Source organism: Cryobacterium sp. TmT2-59, from assembly GCF_004403545.1.
In the GTDB taxonomy this organism is placed as follows: domain Bacteria; phylum Actinomycetota; class Actinomycetes; order Actinomycetales; family Microbacteriaceae; genus Cryobacterium; species Cryobacterium shii.
The window spans coordinates 36,815-61,812 of record NZ_SOGM01000053.1 but is presented as its reverse complement, the minus strand read 5'-3'; the positions used below and the strand labels follow the sequence as shown (position 1 = coordinate 61,812).

The 24,998-nt window shown below is 71.5% G+C and carries 19 protein-coding genes; 12 read left to right on the top strand and 7 right to left on the bottom strand.

Annotated elements, in window-relative coordinates; genetic code table 11:
- Positions 1-139 precede the first annotated feature (139 nt).
- Positions 140-1,201: an endonuclease/exonuclease/phosphatase family protein gene (locus E3T24_RS08880; RefSeq protein WP_174235671.1), complete on the bottom strand. Its 1,062-nt coding sequence runs from the start codon at positions 1,199-1,201 to the stop codon at positions 140-142.
- Between the two features lie 111 nt (positions 1,202-1,312).
- Between E3T24_RS08880 and E3T24_RS08875 the strand changes: the two genes are divergently transcribed.
- Entirely contained in the window at positions 1,313-2,182 is an 870-nt protein-coding gene (locus E3T24_RS08875; RefSeq protein ID WP_134365561.1) for a PHP domain-containing protein, read from the top strand.
- Positions 2,183-2,890: 708 nt separating this feature from the next.
- On the opposite strand, the gene E3T24_RS08865 is transcribed toward E3T24_RS08875, so the two are convergent.
- Positions 2,891-4,459 carry a DEAD/DEAH box helicase gene (locus E3T24_RS08865; protein ID WP_134402941.1) on the bottom strand — a complete coding sequence of 523 codons (1,569 nt, stop codon included), beginning with the start codon at positions 4,457-4,459 and terminating at the stop codon, positions 2,891-2,893.
- Positions 4,460-4,662: 203 nt separating this feature from the next.
- Here E3T24_RS08865 and E3T24_RS08860 point away from each other — a divergent pair, with 203 nt between their 5' ends.
- A complete protein-coding gene (locus E3T24_RS08860; RefSeq protein ID WP_134365247.1) occupies positions 4,663-5,376 on the top strand; it encodes a ferritin-like fold-containing protein in 714 nt (237 codons plus the stop codon).
- Between the two features lie 147 nt (positions 5,377-5,523).
- Here E3T24_RS08860 and E3T24_RS08855 read toward each other — a convergent pair whose 3' ends face one another.
- Both E3T24_RS08855 and E3T24_RS08850 read right to left on the bottom strand, forming a co-directional pair.
- The gene (locus E3T24_RS08855; RefSeq protein ID WP_134365248.1) at positions 5,524-5,832 is read right to left on the bottom strand and encodes a hypothetical protein; all 309 of its coding nucleotides are present in this window, start codon (positions 5,830-5,832) and stop codon (positions 5,524-5,526) included.
- Positions 5,833-5,839: 7 nt separating this feature from the next.
- Positions 5,840-6,064: a DUF3107 domain-containing protein gene (locus E3T24_RS08850; protein ID WP_134365249.1), complete on the bottom strand. Its 225-nt coding sequence runs from the start codon at positions 6,062-6,064 to the stop codon at positions 5,840-5,842.
- Between the two features lie 98 nt (positions 6,065-6,162).
- Here E3T24_RS08850 and E3T24_RS08845 point away from each other — a divergent pair, with 98 nt between their 5' ends.
- The gene (locus tag E3T24_RS08845) at positions 6,163-9,435 is read left to right on the top strand and encodes an ATP-dependent DNA helicase (protein ID WP_134434521.1); all 3,273 of its coding nucleotides are present in this window, start codon (positions 6,163-6,165) and stop codon (positions 9,433-9,435) included.
- Entirely contained in the window at positions 9,432-12,815 is a 3,384-nt protein-coding gene (locus E3T24_RS08840) for an ATP-dependent DNA helicase (RefSeq protein WP_134365251.1), read from the top strand. The genes E3T24_RS08845 and E3T24_RS08840 overlap by 4 nt, the downstream gene beginning before the upstream one ends.
- Here E3T24_RS08840 and E3T24_RS08835 read toward each other — a convergent pair.
- A complete protein-coding gene (locus E3T24_RS08835) occupies positions 12,707-13,978 on the bottom strand; it encodes a phosphotransferase (RefSeq protein ID WP_134365252.1) in 1,272 nt (423 codons plus the stop codon). The genes E3T24_RS08840 and E3T24_RS08835 overlap by 109 nt on opposite strands.
- 91 nt (positions 13,979-14,069) lie before the next feature.
- Here E3T24_RS08835 and nudC point away from each other — a divergent pair, with 91 nt between their 5' ends.
- The 4 genes from nudC to E3T24_RS08815 all read left to right on the top strand — a co-directional run bounded on the left by nudC (position 14,070) and on the right by E3T24_RS08815 (position 18,999).
- Complete coding sequence (gene nudC / locus E3T24_RS08830) at positions 14,070-15,041, top strand: NAD(+) diphosphatase (protein ID WP_134365253.1); 972 nt, start codon at positions 14,070-14,072, stop codon at positions 15,039-15,041.
- Complete coding sequence (locus E3T24_RS08825) at positions 15,032-16,747, top strand: ATP-dependent helicase (protein WP_134365254.1); 1,716 nt, start codon at positions 15,032-15,034, stop codon at positions 16,745-16,747. The genes nudC and E3T24_RS08825 overlap by 10 nt, the downstream gene beginning before the upstream one ends.
- Positions 16,748-17,525: 778 nt before the next feature.
- On the top strand, positions 17,526-18,257 hold the full coding sequence (locus tag E3T24_RS08820; protein WP_134367578.1) for an SGNH/GDSL hydrolase family protein: 732 nt from the start codon (positions 17,526-17,528) through the stop codon (positions 18,255-18,257).
- 28 nt (positions 18,258-18,285) lie between these two features.
- The gene (locus tag E3T24_RS08815; RefSeq protein WP_134367577.1) at positions 18,286-18,999 is read left to right on the top strand and encodes a nucleoside/nucleotide kinase family protein; all 714 of its coding nucleotides are present in this window, start codon (positions 18,286-18,288) and stop codon (positions 18,997-18,999) included.
- 33 nt (positions 19,000-19,032) lie between these two features.
- On the opposite strand, the gene E3T24_RS08810 is transcribed toward E3T24_RS08815, so the two are convergent.
- A complete protein-coding gene (locus E3T24_RS08810) occupies positions 19,033-19,938 on the bottom strand; it encodes a hypothetical protein (RefSeq protein WP_134402945.1) in 906 nt (301 codons plus the stop codon).
- 134 nt (positions 19,939-20,072) lie between these two features.
- Between E3T24_RS08810 and E3T24_RS08805 the strand changes: the two genes are divergently transcribed.
- Together E3T24_RS08805 and E3T24_RS08800 are read left to right on the top strand one after the other, a co-directional pair.
- Positions 20,073-21,629, top strand: coding sequence for an SDR family oxidoreductase (locus tag E3T24_RS08805; protein WP_134367573.1), 1,557 nt, complete (start codon positions 20,073-20,075; stop codon positions 21,627-21,629).
- A gap of 69 nt (positions 21,630-21,698) precedes the next feature.
- Positions 21,699-22,259, top strand: a complete 561-nt coding sequence (locus tag E3T24_RS08800) for a GDSL-type esterase/lipase family protein (protein ID WP_241976008.1) — start codon at positions 21,699-21,701, stop codon at positions 22,257-22,259.
- A gap of 34 nt (positions 22,260-22,293) precedes the next feature.
- On the opposite strand, the gene E3T24_RS08795 is transcribed toward E3T24_RS08800, so the two are convergent.
- Positions 22,294-22,569 carry a metal-sensitive transcriptional regulator gene (locus E3T24_RS08795; protein ID WP_134367569.1) on the bottom strand — a complete coding sequence of 92 codons (276 nt, stop codon included), beginning with the start codon at positions 22,567-22,569 and terminating at the stop codon, positions 22,294-22,296.
- Positions 22,570-22,654: 85 nt separating this feature from the next.
- On the opposite strand from E3T24_RS08795, the gene E3T24_RS08790 reads away from it, so the two are divergent.
- A complete protein-coding gene (locus tag E3T24_RS08790) occupies positions 22,655-24,532 on the top strand; it encodes a DUF2207 domain-containing protein (RefSeq protein ID WP_134367567.1) in 1,878 nt (625 codons plus the stop codon).
- Positions 24,532-24,864 (top strand): DUF6804 family protein, encoded by a 333-nt coding sequence (locus E3T24_RS08785; RefSeq protein ID WP_134402947.1) that lies wholly within the window; start codon positions 24,532-24,534, stop codon positions 24,862-24,864. The genes E3T24_RS08790 and E3T24_RS08785 overlap by 1 nt, the downstream gene beginning before the upstream one ends.
- Positions 24,865-24,998: the final 134 nt, after the last annotated feature.

The window sequence follows — 24,998 nt, the reverse complement described above, 5'->3', positions numbered from 1 at the left end:
TTCCGGTCGAGAGTGACCCGCGCACCGGCCACTCTCGACCGAAACGGGCACTCTGGCCGGGCCGATCGGGGATCAAGCGGGCGGATTCCGGGGGCGGGATCAGGCGGGCGGGTTCAGGGGGCGGGATCAAGGGGCGGGATCAAGGGGCGGGGGAGAGCGTGGCGACGAGGGGGCGGTGATCGCTGCCCGCGGCATCCTCGGTCTCGATCACCCTCATGCTCTGCGTCTGCCAGTTCGGGGTCGAGAGCACGTGGTCGATCGGGGCGCCGAGCAGGGCAGGCGCGAAAGCCGGCCAGGTGCCCACCGCGCCCGAGCCCGTCGCCAGGCCGGCGTCCCGGCAGCGGCCGAGAACGGCGCCCACGGATGCCTCCCGGCCGCTCAAATGGTCAACCGTCGCATTGAAATCCCCGGCCATGATCACATTCCCGCCGCCGCACTGGGTGGCCAGCCAGTCGAGGTCCGAGCGCCAGTTGGACATCTCGAACCGGATCGGGGCGACGGCGTGCACGGCGATGATGGTCGGACCGGTGCCGTCGGCCGGGACCGCGACCACCGTGGGCAGAACGTTCGTGTTGCCCGGCGGCCCGGAACCGGCCGCGTTCGCAACCCTGTAGTCGCCGAGGTCCGGGCTGATCAGCAGGGTCGTGGAGCGTGCCTTCGAGATCTGGTCGAAGGCGAGGGTGTGCACCCACATCGGGCGTCCGCCGGCCTTCATGGCCTCCGCGACGGCCTCCCCGGTCGCCTCGGTGGTCTCCGGCAGGGTCACGACGTCGGCGCCCTGCTCGAGGGCGAGCGCTGCGATGGCGGCGGCACCCGGAGCGTCGCCGAGCGTGTTCCAGCTGAGCACGGTGACGGCATCCGTCGTCTCGGTGGCTGTGGCAGTGGCGGCAGTGGCAGGTACCCGGGTGCCGAGCCCGCGCACGATCAGGAGGCCCGCGTTGCCGGCGCCGAACAGCAGCAGGAGCACGATCAGGGCGCCGAGCAGGCGACGAAGCGGGCGGGCGCGCGTGAACAGCAACAGCACGAGGGCCAGCACCACGGCACCGACGGCCACGGCCGCCTCGAGTCCGCGCAGGGACACGGCGTGCGCGGCCACCCAGGTGTTCTGCAGCCTGAACAACTGCGGCCAGCCGAGCACGGCCAGCGCGGCGGCGGTCGCCAGGACGAGTGGAACGGTCAGGGCGGTCAGCAGTCGGGTCATGGCCAGACCACGCTAGACGAGCCGGCTGGGCGAAGCCTCCGTCGTTGCGGCTGCAGCACCGCGGCGGTGCCCACACGCCTGCACCCGCGCGGCTGCAACTAACATGGGGGGATGCCAGGTGAGCGTCGATTCCGCAGTCCGATTGACCTGCATACGCACTCGAGTGTCTCCGACGGCACCGAAACCCCGTCGCAGCTCGTGCGGGCCGCCAAGGCCGCCGGACTCGGCACGGTCGCCCTCACCGACCATGACTCCACCGCCGGCTGGGTCGAGGCCGCCGGCGCCGCGCGCGCCGAGGGGATCACGCTCATTCCCGGCATGGAGTTCAGCACCCGGGTGGGGTTCGCCAGCGTGCACATGCTGGCCTACCTGTTCGACCCGTCCGACGCCGGCATCGTGGCCGAGACCGCCCGCGTGCGGCAGGCCCGGCTCGTGCGCGCCGAGCAGATGGTGGAACGCATCGGCGCCGACTACGCCCTCACCTGGGACGACGTGCTCGAGCAGACGACCCCGGATGCGACGGTCGGCCGCCCGCACATCGCCGACGCCCTGGTGGCGCGCGGCTTCGCGCTCACCCGGAGTGAGGCGTTCGCGGGCATCCTGCACTGGGACGCCGGCTACTACCAGCCGCACTACGCGCCCGAACCGCAGCGGGCCATCGCCCTGGTGCGGGCCGCCGGGGGAGTGCCGGTCATCGCGCACCCGGCGACGCGGGGCGTGGACGACGTGATCCAGGAAGCGAACCTGGCCCGGCTGGTCGAGGCTGGACTGTTCGGCCTCGAGCTCGAGCACCGGGAGAACCGGCCGGAGGCGAAAGCCAGGCTCTACGAGCTCGCCGAGAAGTACGGACTCTTCGTCACCGGGTCCAGCGATTACCACGGCGAGGGCAAGCCCAACCGCCTGGGGGAGAACACGACCGCTCCCGAGGTACTCGAGCGCATCATCGAGCAGGCCACGGGTGCCGAGCCGGTCTACGGCTGACGCCCGCTCCCGCTCCCGCCGTCCCCGCTCCCGCTCCCGCCGTCCCCGCTTCCGCCCCCGCCCCCCGCCCCCGCTCCCGCTCCCAAACACGAGCTCCGAACCAATTCGACGGAGATTTTGAGGCGAACCGGCCATTTCAGGCCGAAATTGGGCTTTTTAATGCAAAATCTCCGTCGAATTCGTTCGGCCGTCGGCACTTAGGTGGACCGGTAGGTGGACGGGGATGAGGACGGGGAGGAGTCCAGACCGGATGTCGGTCGGGAATCGGAGGGGTCTACGGTCGGGCAGCTCAGCGTCCGTCAGCGTTTCTTTACTCGAACTTTTTCGCGCCACGCGGTCTGAGCCGCTCGCGAAGGCGGCGTGTCGCGAATATGCCCGAGTTTAGGTAACGACGGATACAGCGTTTCCGATTCGACGACTGTCGTTGCAACGGATGCCGCGTGCAGGGTTCCGGCCACCCTGCGCACGTCCGGTCCGGGCGGTCAGCATCCGGTGGCCGGTCTGGGGGCGCACGATGTGGCCCGGGGCGCATGGTCTAACGTGCGCCGCGAGCCGCAAGGTGCGCCGCGAGCACGAGGGATGCCGCGGGGCCGGCAACCGCTGGAGCGCGGGGTCTCGACCGGCTTGACGCGTGGCGATCGACCAGGGGGCGCGGACACGACAGCGCCCCCGCCGAAGCGGGGGCGCTGTCGTGTCCGCAGCAGCTGGTTAGCTGGGGGTGCCGGCCTGCGGGGCGTGGCGACGGGTACGGCTGCGGCGGCGCGGTGCGCTGTTGCCGTCGTGGTGCTCGGCTCCTCCGCCATCGTGGGTCCCGGCGGCGGGCGCGGTGGCCGGGGCATCCGGGTTCGTGCCCGAGCCGACGCGGGTGCGGGAGCGTGGCGGGCGGCCCCCGGCCTGCTCGCCGGAGCGGCTCGCGCCGGACCGAGCGGCGTCGGAGTGGCCGGCACCGGAGCGTCCCGCAGCGGAGCGTCCCGAGTCGGAGCGTCCCGCGTCGGAGCGTGCGGCACCGGATCGTCCGGCGCCGCCGGTGCGTCCGCCGGCCGAGCGGCCGGCGTCGGAGCGGCCCGCGCTGGCCGCGGTTTCGCGGATCGGCGAGGCGCGCAGGCGTCCCTTCGACCCGGCGGGGATGTTCAGGTCGGTGTAGAGGTGCGGTGAGGAGGAGTACGTCTCCATCGGAACCGGCGTGCCGAAGTCGAGCGCGTTGTTGATCAGCGTCCACTTGTGCATGTCGTCCCAGTCGACGAACGTGACGGCGATGCCGGTCTTGCCGGCGCGGCCCGTGCGGCCCACGCGGTGCAGGTACGCCTTCTCGTCTTCCGGGATGGTGTGGTTGATCACGTGGGTGACGTCGTCGACGTCGATGCCGCGGGCGGCGACATCCGTGGCGATCAGGATGTCTTTCTTGCCCGCCTTGAACGAGGCCATGGCGCGCTCGCGCTGTTCCTGGTTCAGGTCGCCGTGCACGGCGGTGGCGTTGAAGCCGCGGTCGCCGAGTTCTTCGACGAGCTTGGCGGCGGCCCGCTTGGTGCGGGTGAAGATGACGGTCTTGCCGCGGCCGTCGGCCATCAGGATGCGGCCGATCACCTCGTCCTTGTCCATGTTGTGCGCACGGTAGACGAGGTGCTCGATGTTGGCCTGCATCAGGCCCTCGTCGGGGTCGCTGGCACGGATGTGAATGGGCCGGTTCATGAACCGGCGCGCCAGGGCGACGATCGGGCCCGGCATGGTCGCCGAGAACAGCATCGTGTGGCGGGTGGAGGGCGTCTGCGAGAACAGCTTCTCGATGTCGGCGAGGAAGCCGAGGTCGAGCATCTTGTCGGCCTCGTCGAGCACCATCTCGGTCACGTTGGCGAGGCTGAGCAGGCGCTGGCTGGCCAGGTCGAGCAGCCGGCCGGGGGTGCCGACGACGATCTGCGCGCCGGCCTTGAGGGCTTCGATCTGGCCCTCGTAGGCCTTGCCGCCGTAAATCGAGACGACCTTGGTGTTGCGGTTGCCGGAGGCCATTTCGAGGTCTTCGGAGACCTGCACGCAGAGCTCGCGGGTGGGGACGACGACGAGCACCTGCACGCCCGGTGCCGGGTCGAGTCCGAGGCGCTGGATGATCGGGAGGCCGAAGCCGAGGGTCTTGCCGGTGCCGGTCTTGGCCTGGCCGATGATGTCCTGGCCGGAGAGGGCGAGGGGGATGGTCTGCACCTGGATCGGGAAGGGCTCGATGATGCCTTTATCAGCGAGAGCCTGGACCATGTCCTGGTCGATATTGAGTTCGGAGAAAGTCACGAATTATTGCCTTGTCATTAGCTGGAAGCGGGATGCGCCCGTCTTTTGCTTCGGGCACCTGGCCACCGATCCCTGCCGATGGCGTGGTCCAACCATATCGGGCGGCCCTGTGAACTGGCTTATACCGCACCACGGCGAGTCGAATGGCCCGACCCGAGCGCGCCAGCGGTGATCGGCGCGGGGCACTGTCCTAAGCTGAGCGTGTGATCTCGTGGATTGATCGGCGCACGAAGCGCGTGGAGGCTCCCCGGCCGTCGAGGCGGGCGGAACGTCAGTCGACCAGGAAAGTGGACATCGCCGGCTTCACGCCCGAGCTGCTGCCCTATCTCGGTCAGGCGGCCTACTTCGAGCTGGGGATGTTCGAGAACCTCTCCCGCGCGATCGCGATCGCCCCCGACCTCGCTGCGAAGGAGGCGCTGAGCGCCGCCGCCGGACGGGCCCTGTCCAAGCACCAGGGACTGGTCGCCGAGATCCGTCGCCGCGGCGGGGAGCCCTCCGAGGTGATGGCCCCCTTCACGGCCGGACTCGACCTGTTCCGCTCCGAGACGGCCGGCGCCGACTGGCACGAGCTGCTGCTGACCTGCTACCTCGCCGGAGGCCTGCTCGACGACTTCTTCATCCGGCTGTCCGCCGGGCTGCCCGGCGACGTGGGGCCGCGGGTGGCGCACCTGCTCGGCCAGGACGCCGGCACGGACGTGCTCGTCACCCACCTCAAGGCGGCCATCACTGCCAACCCGGCGCTCGGCTCGCACCTGGCGCTCTGGGGTCGACGACTGGTCGGCGACACACTCCTGGTCGCCCGCTCGGCGCTGCCGACCCCGGGGCAGACCCCGGACGAGGACCGGATCGAACCGGTGTACACCGAACTCATCGCCGCGCACACGCGCCGGATGGACGGCCTCGGCCTGACCGCCTGAGGCAGCGCCCGATCGTCTGACCGCGTGACGACCGGAGCAGCCGCCTGACGACGGACCAGCTCGGGCGGACCAGCTCGGGCGGACCAGCTCGGGCGGACCAGCTCGGGCGGACCAGCTCGGGCGGACCAGCACGGACGGACCAGCCGGTCAGGCGTGGTGCGGCTGGCCGGACCTCATCAGGGTGTGCAGCATCCGTTCGTCGCCGCGGGTGCGCGAACGCGTCACGACCAGGTCGGCGCCGACGGATGCCAGTGCGGCCACCCCGAGGGTGACCCACCAGATCCAGCCCTGGTCCCAGGCCAGGCCGAGCCAGGTCAGGGCGACCCAGACGACGGCCGCGACCATCGTGCCGATGGCCGGCACCAGCACCGAGCCGTGCGTGTGGCGCCCGGGCAGCGCATAGCGCGCCGCGAGCCCCAGCACCGCGCCGCCGAGGGCGATGAAGAGGAGTTCCATGGACCGGTTAGGCGACGAAGCCGACGCGGCGGGACTCCTCGGAGCCCAGCTCCACATACGCGAGACCGATGGTGGGAACGATGTAGACGCGTCCCTTGCTGTCGGAGAGCTTCAGGTACCCGGTCTGACCGGCGAGGGCGGCCGCAACCGTTTCCTCGATCTCGTTCGCGGGCTGTGAGGTCTCGAAGCCAATCTCACGGGGAGAGTTGAAGATGCCAATGCGGATATCCACCAGATGCGCCTTTCGTTGCCTAAGCGCCCAGATTACGACAGAACCGCGCGGCTGCCCGACATCGTTCACTGTCGGCGCAACCCGCTAGCTTTGAAAACGTGACAACCCAGGCAATCCCGCTCCCGGCCGACGTCGATTCCCGCGTTCTCGACGACTCCCAGCGCGCCGTGCTGCGACTCGTCGCGGGCGGGAATCCGAGCGACGGCGCGACCGCGGGTGTCGGCGTCAGCCCTGCGGTGAGCGCCGCCGTGGTCGGCGCCCCCGGCACCGGCAAGACCACCACCCTGGTCGAGCTGGTGGCCGACTGCGTGCTGCGCCAGGGGTACTCGCCCAGCGAGATTCTCGTGCTGGTGCCCACGCGCATGGGCGCCACGGCCCTGCGCGACCGTCTCGCCCTGCGGCTCGGCGTGCCGACCAACGGCCCGCTCGCGCGCACCGCCAACTCCGTCGCCTTCCAGATCGTGCGGGACGCCGTCACCCGGGCGGGCGGCCCGCCCCCCACCCTGCTGACCGGCGGGGAACAGGACCAGATCATCGCCGAACTGCTGGAGGGCCACCGGATCGAGGGCACCGGTCCCGAGTGGCCGGCCACCCTCAGCGCCGACGTCCGGGGCCTCCGCGGTTTCCGCACGCAGCTGCGCGACCTGATGATGCGCGCCGTCGAGTACGGCGTCCCCCCGGGTGGCCTGGCGGACCTCGGCCGGCGCACGCAGCGCCCGGAATGGGTGGCCGCCGCCGAGTTCATCCGCGGCTATGAAGAGGTGAAAGACCAGACCAGGCCCGGACAGTACGACTCAACCGAGCTGGCCCAGTTCGCGGCGGCCGTGGTGGCCGGGGCCCCGGCCGGGACGTGCGTGCTCGGCACCCTCGGCGGCCTCCGCCTGATCGTGCTCGACGACGCGCAGGAGCTCACCCAGGCAAATCTGACACTCCTGGCCCAGTTCCGGGCCCGCGGCGTCGGCATCGTCGCGTTCGGCGACCCCGACATCAGCACCGGGTCCTTCCACGGCGCGCACCCGGATGCCCTCGGTCGCCTCGGCGCCTACCTCGGCGCCCCGGCGCTGCCGACCCTGGTGCTCGGCACGGTGTACCGGCACGACGGCGTCATCCGTGGCGTGGTCCGGGAGATCACGCATCGCATCGGCGCCGCCTCGGCCGGCACGCAGCGGTTCGCCCCGAGCGCCGAGCCCGGCGCCGATCGCGCCGAGCCCGCGGAGCCCGGCCGGGTGCAGACCATGCTGGCCGGCAGCCCCGCCGACCAGCTCGCCCTGATCGCCCGCCGGCTGCGGGAACGGCACGTGATCGACGGCGTGCCGTGGGGCGAGATGGCGGTCATCGTGCGCAGCGGGTCGCTGGTGCCGTCCCTGTCCCGGGGGCTCGCCGCCCTGGAGGTGCCCACCCAGGTGTCCTCGGCGCAGACCGCGCTCCGCGACGAGTTCGCGGTCAAGGCCTTCATCCTCGCCCTCGACCTCACCCTGGGCCGCCGGAGCCTGAACGCGGAGACAGCGGTCGAACTGCTCCGCGGCCCGCTCGGCGGCCTCGACCCGATCACCCTCCGGCGCCTCCGCGCCGCCCTGCGCCAGCAGGATCTCGGCGCCGACGCTACCGACGCTACCGACGCCGCCCCCGCCGCCTACCGCAGCGCAGACGAGCTCCTGGTGCAGGCGCTCACCACCCCGAGCCTGCTGGCCGGCATCGACAATCGCACGGCCCGCCGGGCCGCGAGCTGCGGGGAGAGCCTGCGCACCGCCGCCGTGGAGCACGCGGCCGGGGCGACCATCGAAGAACTCCTCTGGGGGCTGTGGCAGCGCAGCGGCCTGGCCCGGGAATGGAAGGAACAGGCGGCCGGCACCGGAATCGTCGCCGACGAGGCCAACCACAACCTCGACGCCGTGGTCGCCCTCTTCTCCGCCGCGCAGCGCTACGTGGAGCGCACCCCGGCCGCCCCGCCGGTTCTCTTCGTCGGGCGCCTCGTCGACACCGACGTGCCCGAAGACACTCTGGCCCCTCGCGCCCTCGGCGACGCGGTCGTCATCTCCACCCCGAGCGGGATGATCGGCCGCGACTTCGACCTGGTCGTGCTCGCCGGGGTGCAGGAGAACGTCTGGCCCGACCTGCGTATCCGTGGGTCCCTGCTCGGCGCCGGCGACCTGGCCGCGCTCGCCTCAGGGCAGGACCCGCAGGAGGCGGGGGAGCGCACCGCCGTGCTGCACGACGAACTGCGGATGTTCGCCCAGGCGGCCAGCCGCGCCCGCACCGAACTGCTGGTGAGCGCGATCGACAACGAGGAGAACCAGCCGTCGGTCTTCCTGCGGCTGCTGCCCGATCCGGTCGTCGACGACAGCCTCGACCCGGCCGACATCAGCCGGTACCCTCTGTCCCTGCGCGGGCTCGTGGGCCGGCTCCGCCGCGACCTCACCCGCGACCTCACCCGGGCCGGCGCCTCGGTGCGTCACGACGACGACACCGCCAGGCGGGCAACGGATGCCGCGGCCACCCTCGCCCGGCTCGCCCGCGAAAACGTGCCCGGCGCCGCCCCCGACCAGTGGTACGGCATGACCCCGCCGAGCACACTGCGCCCCCTGAACGACCCGGATGCCGGCGACCAGCCGGTGCGCGTCTCGCCGTCGCGGATGGCCGCGTTCGAGACCTGCCCGCTGCACTGGGTGATCGGGCAGGTCGGCGGCGGCACCTCCAACACGGCCGCGAACCTCGGCACGATCATCCACAAGGTGATGGAGGACTCCACCGACCGGAGCCCGGAGTCGTTGTGGCAGGGGGTCGAGGCGCGTTGGGGCGAACTGCAGTTCGACGCCGAGTGGCAGTCCCGGGTGCAGAAGGTCGAGGCCCGGGCCCTCACCGACCGGCTGGCCTCCTACCTGCTCGACTTCGAGCGCGGCGGCGGCAGCCTGCTCAGCGCGGAGGGTACCTTCCAGCTCGACGTCGGCGGAGCCGTGCTCTCCGGCACGGTCGACCGGGTCGAACGGCTCGGCGACGGGCGCGCCGTGATCGTCGACCTGAAGACCGGCCGCGGCGACCCCACCAGCGATGCCGGGGTGGTCGACCACCCGCAGCTCGGCGCCTACCAGCTTGCCTTCAACGAGGGTGCCATCGACGGCATCCCGGAGGGCACGGACCTCGCAGGGGCCCGCCTCCTGATCGTGTCCAGCGGCACCGTCAAACAGAACTACCGCAACCCCACCCAGCCCACGTTCAGCCCCGATGAGCTCGCGGCCTTCCGCGCCCGGGTCGGCGCGGACGCCGTCGGCATGGGCGCCGCCACCTTCGTCGCCGAAATCAGTTCCCACTGCCTCGACCCGCGCTCGCACGGGTCCTGCCGAATCCACGTCATCAAGCAGGTCAGCGCATGAACCAGTCCCTCATCCCGGCGCCCAACTCCGCCGTCCAGATCTCCGCCCTTCGCATCGCCGAGGCGCTCGAGATGTTCCCGCCCACCCGCGAGCAGCAGGCGGTGATCGAGGCGCCCCTGGCGCCGACCCTCGTGGTCGCCGGGGCCGGGAGCGGCAAGACTGAGACCATGGCCAACCGGGTGCTCTGGCTGCTCGCCAACGGCCACGCGAGGCCCGACCAGATCCTCGGACTCACCTTCACCCGCAAGGCCGCCGGCGAGCTGAACGACCGCATCCGCACCCGCATCGGCCAGCTCGACGCGAAAGGCCTGCTGCCCGCGCCGCCCCGGCCCGCCGCCGACCAGGTCACGATCGACTCCTCCGACCTGTTCAACGCGCCCACCGTCTCCACCTACAACTCGTTCGCCAGCCGCCTGTTCACCGACAACGCCCTGCTCCTCGGCCGCGAGCCCGAATCGGTGCTGCTGAGCGAGACCAGCGCCTGGCTCCTCGCCCGGCGGGTCGTGATCGAGCACGGCGACAACCGGCTCGTCCCGTTCGGCAAGAAGCTCGACCTGGTGACGGATGCCGTGCTCTCCTTCAGCCGTTCCCTCGCCGAGAACCCCCCGCGGTTCGTCTCCGGCGAGGCGACCGCCCCGCACGACCTGGCCGGGCTGGCGCACGGTTTTGCCTACCTGCGGGACCTGCCCTACGGCAACCCGCGCAAGAAGATCCCGTACTCCTCGGTCGTGGAGTCCCTCGCGGCAGTGGAACCCCTGCCGGTCCTGTTCGAGCTGGCCGAACGGTACAGCAGCGAGAAACGACGCCTGGGGCTGATCGAGTTCTCCGACCAGGTCGCCCTGGCCCTGCAGGTCTGCCAGAAGGTCGAGCAGGTCGTCACCCGCTACCGCGACCAGTACCGGGTGGTGCTGCTCGACGAATACCAGGACACCTCCGTGCTGCAGACAGAACTGCTGCACACCCTCTTCAGCCGGCACCCGGTGATGGCCGTGGGCGACCCGCACCAGTCCATCTACGGCTGGCGCGGGGCCAGCTCCGCCAACCTGCTCGGCTTCTCGCAGAGCTTCGCGGGCCTCTCCAACCGGGAGGCGCCGTCGATGAGTCTCTCCTATACCTGGCGCAACCCGGTCGCCGTGCTCGACGTCGCCAACGCCCTGGTGTCCCCGCTGAGCGACGCACTGCGCGCCCGGCCCGACGGCATCCAGGTGGACACGCTCAAGGTGCCGGCCGGCAAAGAATCCGGCCGGGTCGAGGCTTCGATGCGGGAGACCATGGCCGACGAGGCCCGCGCGGTGGCGGACTGGTTCGCGACGCGCCTGCCGCCGGGCAGCGAGCGGTCCGGCGCGATGCTGTTCCGGGCCCGCCGGGACATGGAATACTTCGCCGAGGTGCTGCGCGAGAGGGGCGTCCGGGCCCACGTGCTCGGCCTCGGCGGGCTGCTGTCCACCCCCGAGGTCACCGACGTCGTGTGCGTGCTGCGGGTCGTGCACGACCCCTCCGCCGGCAGCGAGCTGGTGCGGCTGCTCGGCAGCGGCCGCTACCGGGTGGGCCCGCGCGACCTGCAGCACCTCGCCGCCGTGGCCCGCTGGCTGGCCGCGCACGACTGGGCGCAGCAGGCCGTGACCCAGGACCTCAAAGACAAGATGCGGGCATCCGTCGCCGTCGACGAGGGCGCTTCCCTCGTCGACGCCCTCGATTTCGTCGCCTCGGCGCCGGAGACGCACGGGCAACTGCAGGGCTTCAGCGACCAGGGCCGCTCCCGGGTGCGCGCGGCCGGACGCCAGCTGGCCTGGCTCCGAGCGCGGGCCGGCCTGCCGCTGCTCGACTTCGTGCGGCTGATCGAACAGGAACTCCTGCTCGACGTCGAACTGGTCGCCAACGAGTCGAACGGCCTCGGCCTGGCCAACCTATACGCCTTCCACGACACCGTCTCCGCGTTCCTGGCCAGCGACGAGCAGGGCAGCCTCTCCGCTTTCCTGCGCTGGCTGGACCGGGCGGCCCTCGCGGACGACATGGGCCCGCGGCTCGAGATGAGCGAGCACGGCACCGTGCAGCTGCTCACCATCCACGGGGCCAAAGGGCTCGAATGGGACTACGTCGCCATCCCCAACCTGACCGAGAAGAGCCTGCCGGCCCAGACCAGGGAGGGCTCCGGCTGGCTGCGCTTCGGCGAACTGCCCTACCCGTTCCGGGGCGACCGGGCCGAACTGCCGGAGCTGGCCTGGCGCGAGCACGAGACCCAGCTGTCGTACGAGACCGAGTTCCTCGCCTACAAGGAGCAGCTCGCGGCCCGCCACGACGACGAGGAGCGTCGCCTGATCTACGTGGCCACGACCAGGGCCCAGCGCGAGCTCCTCCTGACCGGCTCGTTCTGGGGCGGCGGCACCACCGTGCGGAAGCCCAGCCGGTACCTGGCGGAACTGGCCGAGGCCGGCCTGATCGACCCGCTGCCGGAGGGCAGTGTCGACGACGAGTTGCCCGGCGCCGACCAGGACAGCGCCGAACTCTGGCCGTTCGACCCCCTCGGCGCCCGGCGGGCGCTGGTCGAGGCCGCCGCGGCCCGGGTCAACGGGGAGGCGGACTCCGACGGCTCCGACCGGGAGACCCGCTGGACCCACGCGGTCACCCTCCTGCTCGAGGAGCGTGCGCTGCGGCTCGCCGGCGCGGCCTGGGCCCCGCCGCCGACCCGCATCCCGGCCTCCCGGTTCAAGGACTACCTCGACGACCCCGACGGGGTGGCCGCCCGGCTGCGGCGGCCGATGCCGGAACGGCCCTACCGGGCCACCCGGCTCGGCACCCTCTTCCACTCCTGGGTGGAGCAGCGCGCCGGCGGGGCGTCCGGCGGCGACCTGATCGACGCGGGCGAGAACGAACTGGACCTGGGCGACCTCGACCCGGACGCGTTCGACCTGGACCTCGACCAGAACCAGCCCCTGGAGCAGGCGCAGCTCGAGCGGCTGCAGCGCACCTTCGAGCAGTCACCGTGGGCTGCTCTGGCGCCCGAGGACGTCGAGATCGAGATCCACCACGTGCTGGCCGGGCAGGTCTTCGTCTGCAAGCTGGACGCGGTCTACCGCACGGAGACCGGGTACCAGGTCGTGGACTGGAAGACCGGCCGGGCGCCGAAGAATGCGGCGGACCTCGAGCTCAAGCAGACGCAACTGGCCCTCTACCGGCTCGCGTACGCGCGCTGGAAGGGCATCGACCCAGGTCTCGTGGACGCGGTGTTCTACTTCGTCGCGGACGACACGATCGTCGCGCCCGCCCGGCTCTACTCGGAGGAGGACCTGGTGCGGGCCTGGTCGTCGGTCCGGCCGGCCGTGTCGCTGGCGGAGCCCGCCACGATGTCGATGGGGCCGGTGACCGCGTCGGCTCCATGACCGGCGGGCGCCGCCCCGGCGGACGAGGCCGCACCCGCACCGGTGCGGTCCCGGGTGGCTCCGTCGGCGTCGTCGTCATCGGCGAACTCGCTCGGCCCGAAGTCGGAGAGGTTGTAGGCATCCGTGTGCAGCGACGAGCTGAGGTCGCGCCGAGGGGTGTTCCGCGGTGTCGAGGCCAGCATGTTCTCGACGCCGGCGACGTCGAGGATAGGGCCGGTGTCGGGGGACAACGGATGCGAGGCGCTCCGGTGTACGTTGTCGACCAGCCCGTCGAGCATGGCGACGGCGTCGTCGACGATGCCCTGGTTGCGGGTGTCCGTGCCGTGCAGCAGCCAGCGGGCCAGCTCCAGTTCGGCGTAGAGCATCGCGCGCTGCGTGATCCGCGGATCGTTGCCCTGGCGGGCGGTCGCGTAGGAGGCGACGGCGGTTTCGCCGGCCGCCCCGCGGGAGGCGAGCAGCCAGTGCAGGTCGCGGGCCGGGTCGCCCACGCTGAGCGCCGACCAGCCGAGCACGCCGGAGACGGAGTCCTCGCTGATCAAGAACGAGTCGGCGGACAGCGAGCCGTGCACCACGCACGGAGCGAACTGCCACAGGGAATCGTCGTCCGTGGCCTGCTCCCACCGGCGGAGGAGGGCGGCGGGGAGGTAACCGGTGGCTGATGCGCGGTCGATCAGGTCGATGGCCCCGGTGCGGCAGTCCTGCGCGCTCTGCTGGGGGAGGCCGGCGGTGCCCACGAATGCGGTCGGCAGACCGTGGATCGCGGCGATGGCACGCCCGATCGACCCGGACACGCCGGCGTGGCCGGTCAGGGCATCCGCGTCGAACGAGTCGCCGTCCAGCAGCTCGTAGACGACGGCCCGGGTGCCGCTGAGCGGGGCCTGGCCCACGAACTCGGGCACGTCGAAGGGGAGGCGGCTGCGGGTGCCGACCGTGAGGGCGCGCAGGGCCACGAGGTCGGCGGACTGCTCCGTTTCGGCGGCCTGGGAGACCGGTACGCGGATGATCAGCGACCGTCCCTCGGTGTCGATCAGCAGGGCGGAATCGAAGGAGCCGTTGGCTCCGGGAGTGCGTGCGCTGGAGCCGTAGGACCGGGCCCGGACGACGTCCAGTCCGGGAACGGCGGCAGTGGCCAGCGCGGCTAGAGTGAGAGGGGATCTGACCATACCTTCTAGGTTAGGTCGACTTCCTCCCGGCGCGGTCGTTCGCCACGCCTCCACACAACTTCGGCAGAACTGCCCGAGCCCGGAGGGCACCATGTCGTTTGCTTTCACGTCCCGCTTGCCGCTGTCGCGCCAGGCGGTGGATCGCGACCACGAGGCCCGGGCCACGCCAGACCTGCTCGACCGGCTGTGGGCGGATGCCTCCACGCGCGTGCTCGCGCTCCACCGCGGTTCCGCGCTGATGAGCCCCACCGGCGGCCCGGCGCGGCTCCGGCTGCTGGCGCCCGACCGGGTGCCGAGCGCGGAGCTGCGGCTCTACCTCGGTCGGTCCCTGGCCCCGGAGGAGTCCGAACCGGTGGGCACCCGGCTCGTCGCGGCCGTCCTGTCCGACGACGCGGCCGCGGCGCTCGAACCGGACCCGGCGCGCTGGGCGTCGCTCCGCACCGTGGCCACGGCCCTGACCGACCGCGACGCCGGCCTGCTGACCGAGACCCTCGGGGTGGTCAACTGGCACGGCTCCCACTCCCACTGCCCGCGGTGCGGCACGGCCACCCTGCTCGAGACCGCCGGCTGGACCCGCCGCTGCCCGTCCTGCGGCGGCCAGGTCTTCCCGCGCACCGACCCGGCCGTGATCGTGCTGATCACCGACGCCGACGACCGCATCCTGCTCGGCTCCAACGCCCTGTGGGAGAACAACCGCTACTCCCTCCTGGCTGGTTTCGTCGAACCGGGCGAGTCGCTCGAAGCGGCCGTGATCCGGGAGATGTTCGAGGAATCGGGCCTGCGGGTGACCGACCCGGTCTACCTCGGCTCCCAGCCCTGGCCGTTCCCGGCCTCGATCATGTTCGGCTTCACCGCGAGCCTCGCCGACGGGCAGCCGGCCTCGGGCCTGCTCCCCGACGGCGAGGAGATCCTCGACCTGCGCTGGTTCAGCCGGGACGAGCTCCGAGCCGCCGGCGACAGCATCATCCTGCCCGGCCGGTCCTCGATCGCCCGCGCGATCATCGAGCATTGGATGGGCGAGCCGCTGGACTTCGGTCCGGACGAGGTGCACGGATGGCGCTGACCGCCGCCTCCCTCCTGGCCGGCCTCGACGAGCAGCAGCGGGTGGCCGCCGAGGCCCTGGTCGGCCCGGTGTGCATGCTCGCCGGCGCCGGCACCGGCAAGACCCGCGCCATCACCCACCGGATCGCCTACGGCGTGATGACCGGCGCCTACTCGCCCGGCCGGGTGATGGCGCTCACGTTCACGGCGCGCGCCGCCGCGGAACTGCGCGGCCGGCTGCGCCAGCTGGGCGCGGGCGGCGTCGCCGCGCGCACGTTCCACGCGGCCGCCCTGTCCCAGCTGAACTATTTCTGGCCGCACGTGGTCGGCGGCCAGGCTCCCCGCATCCTCGACGGCAAGGGCCGTCTGCTCGGCCACGCCGCCGAAACCCTGAAACTCAAGCTGGACACCGCCACCCTGCGCGACCTGGCCGCCGAGATCGAGTGGCGCAAGACCTCCGGCCTCAGCATCGAGGCCTACGGCGCCGGGATCGCCCGGCGGAGCCTGCCCGGGCGGCTGGACGTGGACCAGGTCCTGACCATGCAGGAGACCTACGAGCGGCTCAAGGACGAACGCAAGCAGATCGACTTCGAGGACGTGCTGCTGGCCATGGCGGGGATGATCGAGGCGGAGCCGTCCGTGGCCCTGCAGGTGCGCGAGCAGTACCGCTTCTTCGTCGTCGACGAGTACCAGGACGTGTCGCCGCTGCAGCACGACCTGCTCTCGCTCTGGCTGGGGGAGCGGCGCGATCTCTGCGTGGTGGGCGACGCCAGCCAGACGATCTACTCGTTCACCGGCGCACGCAGCGACTACCTGCTCGACTTCCCGAAACGGTGGGAGGACGCGACCGTGGTGCGGCTGGAGCGCAACTACCGTTCCACCGCGTCGATCGTGTCCACCGCCAACCAGCTGATGCGCGGGCGGGCGGGGGCCCTGACGTTGCAGGCCAACGCCGCCGAGGCCGGCATCGAGCCGAGCGTGCGCGAGTACGCCAATGACATGGCCGAGGCGCGCGGCGTCGCGCAGAGCATCCTCGACCTGATCGAGGCCGGGACCAAGCCGGAGCAGATCGCCGTCCTGTTCCGGGTGAACGTGCAGGCGGCCTTTCTGGAGACCGCCCTCGGCGACGTCGGGGTGAGCTACCAGATCCGGGGCTCCAAGCGGTTCTTCGACCTCGCGGAGGTCAAGCAGGCGGTGATGCAGCTGCGGGCGGCATCCGTGTCGATCATTGGCGAGCCCCTGTTCAAATCCGTCAGCGATGTGCTGCGCTCCCTCGGCTGGAGCCAGAGCGCGCCGGAGGCCCCCGGGGCGGTGCGCGATCGCTGGGAGTCCCTCAACGCCATCATGGGCCTGGTCGATCAGGCGGCCCCGGGGACCACGTTCCGCCAGTTCACCGACGAGCTGATGGAGCGCCAGGCCGGCCAGCACGAGCCGACGGTGTCCGCGGTGACGCTGGCGACCATGCACTCCGCGAAGGGTCTCGAGTGGGAGGCGGTCTTCCTGATCGGGCTGTCGGAGGGTCTGGTGCCAATCAGCTACGCCGGCACCTTCGAGCAGATCGACGAGGAACGCCGCCTGCTCTATGTGGGCATCACCCGGGCCCGTCGCCGGCTCGCGCTGAGCTGGTCGGCGGCCGGACACCAGCAGCGCGCCCCGCGCGAGCGGTCCCGTTTCCTCGGCGAGATCGGCCTCCGCACCGCCCGTGCGGCCGGCGCCCGCGGCGCCTGACCTGCCTGCCCAGTCCGCCGCGCCTGACCTGGCCGCGTCCGCGGCGCCTGCCCGCCCTGCCCGCCTGACCTGGCCGCGTCCGCGGCGCCTGCTCGCCCTGCCCGCCTGACCTGGCCGCGTCCGCCGCGCCTGACGTTGCTTACCGGTCTGCCCGCTCGCTTCTGCCCCCGCCTCGCCCTCGACCTGGTTAGCACCACCACCAGCAGCACCCGAGGCCACGGTGGCTAATTCAGGAGATCCGCGCGGAATCGCAGGTTCCGCCGCACTGCTTCGGCGCCGAGGTCCGGCGGCCGGCCGACTTCTCCTGAATTAGCCACACTCGGCGTCGGTCATTGGGCCTCCGGGCATCGCGGCACCGCGGCACCGCGGCATCGGGGCGCCGCGGCACCTGGGCACATACGCACCTGGGCACTTACGCACCTGGGCACCTACGCACCTGGTAGGCCTCGCCCGATCGCCCGACGGGATATCAGTGGCGAACGAGGGACGAGGGACGAGAGACGAGGAACGAGGAACGCGGGGTGGGGGACGAGGTGTGTGGACCGCGCGGCCTGAGCATAACTCCTGCAGATTCTCAGAGGGGGCCGGGGCGCCGCCCAGTGAATTCGGGCTGCAGCGCACCCCGGCCGAGCAGATTGCAGGAGTTATGCACGGGAGCCCGGCCTGCCTGCAGCTGTGGTTGCGGCTGTAGCTGACGGTGGTGGTGGTGGTGGTGGTGCGGGCGCCGGCGAGGCCGCCTCGCGGGCGGCTCCTCGGGGCGTCGGGGTAACCTCGACCCGTGAATCCGTTTCCGTACACGCGACTTGCCGCGGTCCCGCTGGCGCCGCTGCTTGTGACCCAGGCACGGGCGCTTCGGCGCGACACCCCGCGGCTACCCGACGCAGCCCTGCCCTGGACCGGGTCCCGCCCCGGCCCCGACCCGCTGCGGATTCTGGTGCTCGGTGACTCGACCGCGGCCGGGGTCGGCGCCCTCACCCAGGACGAGGCGCTTCCGGGCTGGATCGCGCACGAGGTCGCCGTGCGCTGGGGCCGCGGAGCCAGCTGGCGTGCGATCGGGGAGAACGGAGCGACGGCCAAGGACGTGCGCGAGCGGTTCGTGGCGGAGGCGGCAGCGGTTCCCTTCGACCTGGCGCTGCTCACGATCGGCGCGAACGACGCGCTCGGCCTGCGGTCCCGCTCCGCGTTCACCCGCGACGTGCGGTCGATCGTGCGCACCCTGCGCGCGGCGGCCCCGCACGCGGATGTTCTCGTCTCGCTGATGCCGCGGTTCGACCGGTTCGACCTGCTGCCCGAACCGCTGCGCGCCACTCTCGCCCGGCACGCGGCCAGCCTGGACACCGGCGCCCGCCTCGCGGTGCAGGGCCTCGACCGGGTCGTGGCGATCCCGACGCCGCCGCCCTATGTCGACGGGTTCTTCGCGAGCGACGGCTTCCACCCGAGTGCGCTCGGCTACCGGCTCTGGGCGGAATTCGTGTTCGATTCGGCGCCGGGCCTCGACCTCGGCCACTGACCGGCGCGCCCGGTTTCATACTGGGACCATGCCCCTGCTCCGCACTCTCGACGAGATCATCGCCGTCGTCACGACCGCCACGGCTATCACGACCGCCACGGCTGTCACGGCCCCCACGGATGCCGGCCCGCGCCCGCATTCCCCGGCCGCAGCATCCCGCGCCGACGGCCCTGCGCGCACGATCATCGGCATCACCGGTTCCCCCGGGGCCGGCAAGACGACGATCGCCGAGGCCCTCGTCGCGCGGCTCAACACGCCGGTGTCGCGCGCGCAACTGGTCTCGATGGACGGCTTCCACCTGCCGCAGGCCCGGCTGGTCGAGCTCGGCCGCCGCGACCGCATGGGCGCGCCGGACACCCTCGACGTCGACGGCTTCGTGCACCTGCTGCGCCGGCTGCGGTCCACCGACGGCCCCGTCACGGCGCCCGGCTTCGACCGGGAGACCGAGGAGGCGACCCCCGGCACGGTTCAGATCGACCCCGACCGGCGCATCCTGGTGGTCGAGGGCAACTATCTGCTGCACGACCGGGCCGGCTGGAAGCGGGTAGCGCCGCTACTGAACCTGAGCCTGTTCGTGGGAGTGGACCGTTCGCTGCACCTGGCCCGGCTCGTCGCCCGGCACGAGCGCTACGGCAAGTCGGCGACGGATGCCCGCGCCTGGGCCCTCGGCCCCGACGAGGCCAACGCGCGCCTGATCGAGCTCACCCGGGCCCGCGCCGATCACGAGATCCGGCTCGGCTGAGGCCGGCTCGTCTGAGGCCGACCCCGGCACGCGTCACAACCGGTCGGCGCCGAGTGCAGTCGAGGCGGACAGGCTTCCCGGCACGGAGAGGCAGCCGCACCGCTCATGCGGCTGGTGCACGCGGCGCCGCAACAGACTGTTCTCCGCGTCGATCACCAGCGACGTGCCGGTCAGGACCGATCGGCCCGACGCCAGCCGGTCGTGCACGAGACCGGCGACGCGCGTGGACACATCGATGCTCTGACGCGGGGTCTCCGTCGGTGCCCGGCGGGTGAGCAGCTGGCAGGCGATGGCGGGCCAGGCCGGGTCCGCATCGATGTGGGCGAGCTCCAGGCAGGAGAGGCAGGCGCCGGTCCCGGGTTCGACCAGCGGCCCGATCCGCACCTGGCAGTCGCTGAACACCACGGGCAGATGCGGGATGTCCCGGCGCAGCCAGCGTCCGTGCCGGTCGGGTTCGAGCGCGAAGTGGGCCACCTCGACGGCCAGGGCCGCACCGTCGTTGTCTGCCCGCTCGGTCACCCGGAAGCCCAGATCCTCGAGTAGCCTCTTGATTCGCTCGGCGGTCGGGCCGTTCCCGCCCACGAAGACCGGGCCCGGAACAATCGCCGGGGGAGCCGGCTCCCGGGCCGGCGCGGACCCGGGAACAGACCCCGGCACGGATTCCCCTGCGATCTCGTCTGCCGGACGGCTCTCCCCCGTGACCAGCAGCACCGGGGCCAGGGCGTGGAGCAGCGCCAGGATGTCCTCGTCGGAGGCCCCGCCCTGCCGGCCGAGCATGAGCGCCCCCGAGTGGGGGATACCCACGAAGAGGGCGGAGATCACCCGTTCGAGTCCGTCGGCCACGGCGGAGAGCACGACGAGGGGCCGGTCGATTCCGACCTGGATGGTGTCGGGCGAGCGCCAGACGACGGGGTAGCGCGGGTCTAGTCGAAGTGTCATCCGGCGATGATGCTCCACTCCCGCAGCCGGCGCGCGAATCATCCACAGCCGGGTCCGCAGGCGCTCCGTGGGAGGCGCCTCCGAATCTCCCGAATCCCCGGCTCCCGGGCCGTAGAGGCACCTAGGCTGGCGGGATGAAGCCTCGTCGCATTCTCGTCACCGGCGCCACCGGATACATCGGTGGCCGTCTGGTTCCCATGCTGCTGGAATCCGGGTTCGAGGTGCGAGTTCTCGTGCGCTCGCCGCAGAAGCTCAAGGACGTGCCCTGGGCGGGGCAGGTGGAGGTGGTCGAGGGTGACCTCGGGGACCTGGACTCGATGCGGGCCGCGTGCGCCGGCAGCGACGTGCTCTACTACCTCGTGCACTCCATGGGCACGCGCGGCGATTTCGAGCGCACCGAGCGCACGGCGGCCCGGAATGTGGCGACCGCCGCCGCCGAGGCCGGCGTGTCCCGCATCATCTACCTCGGCGGGCTGCACCCCGACACCGCCGAGCTTTCCCAGCACCTGCGCTCGCGCGCCGAGGTCGGCCGTATTCTGCTGGAATCCGGTGTGCCCACGGCTGCGCTGCAGGCCGGCGTAGTGATCGGCTCCGGCTCGACCTCGTTCGAAATGATCCGCCACCTCACCGACGTGCTGCCGTATATGCCCGCACCGCAATGGGTGCGCAACAAGATCCAGCCGATCGCCGTGCGCGACGTCCTCTACTACCTCGTCTCCTCGGTGGACCTGCCGGCGGACGTCAACCGCACGTTCGACATCGGCGGCCCCGACGTTCTCCGCTACGGCCAGATGATGAACGGCTACGCCCTCGAGGCCGGCCTGCGCCAGCGCCCGATCGCCTCGCTCCCCGTCTTCACTCCGTGGCTGGCCTCGCAGTGGGTGAACCTGGTCACCCCCATCCCGCGCAGCCTGGCCGTGCCCATCATCGCGTCGCTGCAGAACGACTGCGTCGTCCACGAGCGCGACATCGATGAGTACATTCCGCGACCGAAGGATGGCCTCACTCCCTACCGCACGGCCGTTCGGCTTGCCCTCGGACGCATGCGCGACGGTGACGTCGAGACCAGCTGGCGCAACGCGTCGATCGAGGGCGCGTCCAGCAACCCGCTGCCGAGCGACCCGGACTGGGCCGGACACCTCGTCTACACCGACCTGCGAGAAAAGCACACCGACGCGAAGCCGGCCGACCTGTGGCGTGTGATCGAGAGCATCGGCGGCGACAACGGCTGGTATTCCTTCCCACTGGCCTGGGCGGTGCGCGGCTGGATGGACAAGATCGTCGGCGGCGTGGGCCTCCGCCGCGGCCGCCGCAACCCCGACCACCTGCACACCGGGGACGTGCTCGACTTCTGGCGGGTCGAACAAATCGACCGAGGCAGGTTTCTGCGCCTGCGGGCCGAGATGCGGGTTCCCGGTCGGGCGTGGCTGGAGATGACCGCCGAGCCGGCACCGGACGGCGGCTCGATCTACCGGCAGCGAGCGGTCTTCTTCCCGCGCGGCCTGGGCGGACGCCTGTACTGGTTCTCCGTTCTCCCGTTCCACGGCGTGGTGTTCAGCGGGATGGCCAACCGCATCACCGCTGCCGCGCTCGGGGAAGCGGCGCAAGCCGTCACGACCGACGCCGTCCAGACGGATGCCCGGAGCAGGGCGGACCCGGCATCCGTTGCCGCGCTGCCCGTCGAACCCTGATATCACCCGCAGGGGCTGGCCGCCTCGGCCCGGCGGATGCATGATGGAAGGGGTGCGAGGGAGGCAGCCATGTCGGGATCTGTGGTGTTCATGGGAGGCGCACTGACCGCGAGCGGCCAGTGGGCGGAGTGGCTCCCCGAGTATGAGGTGCGCAATTTCGGCGTCAGCGGGTACACCACCGACGAGGTCGTGGCCGGCGTCGACGCGGTCATCGAGCTTGAGCCGGATGCGGTCGTGGTCGGGGCGGGAACGAACGACTTGGGCTGGCGCCGGTCAGACGAGTACATCGTGCGCAACCTGGAGACGGTGATCTGCGCGCTGCGCAAGGGGTTGCCGGGCGCGCGCCTCCTGGTCGTCTCGGTCCCGCCGCGGGAACGCGACTTCGCAAACACCCTCCGCTCGATCAACCGCCATCTGCGCCAGTTCGTGCCGACTCAGCACGCGGCCTTCCTGGACCTCTGGCCCCGGCTGGCCCAGCCCGACGGGGAGATCGACGTCAGCTTCTCCGACGATCGCCTCCACCTCAACGCCGACGGCTACGCGGCCTGGGCCAGTGAACTGCAGGCGGCGCTCGAGGCGATCTTCGAACGGCCGCCGTCGAGCACGGCGATCCCGATCTCGCACGTGTGACGGTACCGGGTGGCAGCACCGGCGCGGACGGGCGTCACCTGTTGTTGTTGAGTTCGAACACCTTGAGCAGCTCCGCGATGGCCGTGTCCCGCTCCTCGCCGCCGGCTTCGAACATCTGCGTGACGTGGGTCTGCAGGTGGTTGTCGACGATGAGTTTGTTAAGCGAGCCCAGAGACTTCTGAATCGAGAGGGACTGGGTGAGGATGTCGATGCAGTACTCCTCGTTCTCGATCATCTTCTCGAGGCCGCGCATCTGTCCCTCCAGGATGCGGGCACGGTGCAGGGCACGCCGTTTGATGTCTTTGATCATGCGTTCAGAGTACCGTGATGGGGCATACCCCGGAGGGGTATGTTTGTGCCGTCGCGGATGCGGGGCCGCTGAGTAGAGTGGGCGCATGCGCCGATCGGTCCGTTTCCTGCTCATTGCCGCGCTCGGCGGCCTCACCCTGGGCGGCCTCGCCGCTCCGGCGGCTGCCGCGCCCGCCATCGTGGCCACCGACACCTCGGACTTCACGTTCGACTCGTGGCACGCCGATTTCCGGCTCGGGCTCACCGGCGACGGCCACTCCGCGCTGACCACCACCGAGACGATCGTCGCCCGCTTCCCGGAGTCCGACCAGAACCGGGGCATCCGCCGGGCCATCCCCACCCACTACGACGGGCATCCGACCGACCTGACCCTGGTCAGTGTGACCGACGAGAACGGGCGCCCGCGGGCGACCGAGACCGAGACCACCGACGTCGACGGTGACCAGTTCCTCGAGGTGACCATCGCGGCCGAGGACTACGTGCACGGCGCGAACACCTACGTGATCGAGTACCGGCAGGTCGACGTCACGCTTTTGCCGACGGATGCCGCGGCCCCGGAGTTCTACTGGAAGGCCAACGGCACCGGCTGGACGCAACCCTTCGGCGACGTTTCGGCGACCCTCACGGTGGCCCCGGACCTGGCACCCCGCTTGACCGGCCAGTCGGCGTGCTACCAGGGCGGCGTCGACTCCGGCGAGCCCTGCGCGGACCTGACCGAGACCAGCGTCGACGGCGCCACGGTGATCGACGCCTCCGCCGGCAGCCTCGGCCCCTACCAGGGGCTCACCGTGTCGGTCGCTTTCGAGCCCGGCACGTTCGTGCCCCGCGACCAGTCGTTCACGGCGAACCCGTTCCCCGGCATCGGCCTCGGCGCGCTGCTGCTCGGTCTGGTCCTGGCGGCGGTGGCGGCCGTCGCCCGGGCCACCCGGTGGCGTTCCGCGCCGGGGCGGCCCACCATCATCGCGGAGTACCTGCCGCCGAAGGGCGTGAACCTGCTTCAATGCGGCGACGTGGCCCGAGCGTCGGCGAAGGCGATTACGGCCCAGTTCCTCAGCTTCGCCGTGCGCGGGAATCTGCGGGTGCTCGAAGGAACGGGCAAGAAGCACTACCTGCTCGAGCTGCGGCACGCGCAGGGGCTCGACCCGGCCGAGAAAGCGGTGCTCCGGCTGCTGTTCCCGGGGCTGCACGAGGGCACGCGCCGGGACCTCAAATCGAAGGACACCGTGCTGGGCAAGGGCCTGACGAAGCAGCTCCAGGCCGTCAGACAGCAGGTGCTGACGGACGGGCTGCGGGAGAAGAAGGGCGGCCGGCTCCGCGGCTGGCTGCTCACTGGCGCCCTGTTGACCGGGGTCATCTGCGTCGCTGGCAGCATCGGTGGCCTCGTGACCGAGGTCGGCGGGGCCTGGCCGGCCGTGATCCTGATTTTCGGGGCGCTGGTCTCCATCGCGACCATCGCGCTCGCCGCCAGCGTGCGGCCGCTCACCCCGGCCGGCGCCGAACTCCGCGACTACCTGGCGGGCGTGCGGCTGTACATCGGCGTCGCCGAGACCGAACGGCTGCGGGTGCTGCAGAGCCCCGAGGGAGCGCTGCGGTCGCCCTACCGGCCGGATGCGGCATCCGTTCTCGGCCCGGACGTCGTCCGGGATGCCGCGCTCGACCCGGCCGATCCGCTGCAGGTGCTCAAGCTCTACGAGCGGCTGCTGCCCTTCGCGGTTCTCTTCGGCCAGGAGACCGCGTGGTCGCAGGTGCTCGGCGACTACTACGCCCGGAGCGGCTTGGAGCCGGACTGGTACGCTGGCTCCGCCCCGTTCAGTCCGGTCTGGTTCGCCGCCGGCCTGAACTCGTTCTCCAGCTCCACCTCGGCATCCTGGTCGGGGAGCGCCTCGAGTTCCTCCAGTTCCGGTTCGGGCGGGGGAGGCTCGGTCGGCGGGGGCGGCGGCGGTGGCGGAGGAGGAGGAGTCTGATGGGCACCCCGGTCGAACCCACATTCAGTCGTTCCGCGCTCGCGCCCGGCCTGCTCGGCGCCGTCATCCTGCTCGGCGGGCTGGCCCTGCTGGACTCGGAAAGCTACATCATCATCCGGTACGCGGTGAGCATCCTCGCGCTGATCATCTGCGTCTTCGCCGTCCAGTCGAAGGCGTACCTGTGGCTGATCGCGCTCGTGCCGATCGCCGTGCTGTGGAACCCGATCGTCGTGATCGAGCTGCACGGCCAGGGCTGGGTGTCCGCCCAGTTCATCGCCGCCCTGGTCTTCATCATCGTCGGCGTCAGAACCAAGGTGCCGGTGCATCAGTAGGGACCCGCGGGCGTAGACTGGCCCCACGCCGCGAAAGCCCGCTGACCGCCTCGACCGTGCTGCCACACTGACCGGCTGCCACATCGAGAATGCGGGCGCACGAATCTCGGTGCCACTAATGTCGGTGACACGAT

Excerpts from the sequence above, each read along its gene's own strand:
- E3T24_RS08880 (WP_174235671.1), bottom strand. The coding sequence starts at position 1,201 with ATGACCCGACTGCTGACCGCCCTGACCGTTCCACTCGTCCTGGCGACC.
- E3T24_RS08875 (WP_134365561.1), top strand. The coding sequence starts at position 1,313 with ATGCCAGGTGAGCGTCGATTCCGCAGTCCGATTGACCTGCATACGCAC.
- E3T24_RS08855 (WP_134365248.1), bottom strand. The coding sequence starts at position 5,832 with ATGGAACTCCTCTTCATCGCCCTCGGCGGCGCGGTGCTGGGGCTCGCG.
- E3T24_RS08840 (WP_134365251.1), top strand. The coding sequence starts at position 9,432 with ATGAACCAGTCCCTCATCCCGGCGCCCAACTCCGCCGTCCAGATCTCC.
- E3T24_RS08835 (WP_134365252.1), bottom strand. The coding sequence starts at position 13,978 with ATGGTCAGATCCCCTCTCACTCTAGCCGCGCTGGCCACTGCCGCCGTT.
- nudC (WP_134365253.1), top strand. The coding sequence starts at position 14,070 with ATGTCGTTTGCTTTCACGTCCCGCTTGCCGCTGTCGCGCCAGGCGGTG.
- E3T24_RS08825 (WP_134365254.1), top strand. The coding sequence starts at position 15,032 with ATGGCGCTGACCGCCGCCTCCCTCCTGGCCGGCCTCGACGAGCAGCAG.
- E3T24_RS08815 (WP_134367577.1), top strand. The coding sequence starts at position 18,286 with ATGCCCCTGCTCCGCACTCTCGACGAGATCATCGCCGTCGTCACGACC.
- E3T24_RS08810 (WP_134402945.1), bottom strand. The coding sequence starts at position 19,938 with ATGACACTTCGACTAGACCCGCGCTACCCCGTCGTCTGGCGCTCGCCC.
- E3T24_RS08805 (WP_134367573.1), top strand. The coding sequence starts at position 20,073 with ATGAAGCCTCGTCGCATTCTCGTCACCGGCGCCACCGGATACATCGGT.
- E3T24_RS08800 (WP_241976008.1), top strand. The coding sequence starts at position 21,699 with ATGTCGGGATCTGTGGTGTTCATGGGAGGCGCACTGACCGCGAGCGGC.
- E3T24_RS08795 (WP_134367569.1), bottom strand. The coding sequence starts at position 22,569 with ATGATCAAAGACATCAAACGGCGTGCCCTGCACCGTGCCCGCATCCTG.
- E3T24_RS08790 (WP_134367567.1), top strand. The coding sequence starts at position 22,655 with ATGCGCCGATCGGTCCGTTTCCTGCTCATTGCCGCGCTCGGCGGCCTC.
- E3T24_RS08785 (WP_134402947.1), top strand. The coding sequence starts at position 24,532 with ATGGGCACCCCGGTCGAACCCACATTCAGTCGTTCCGCGCTCGCGCCC.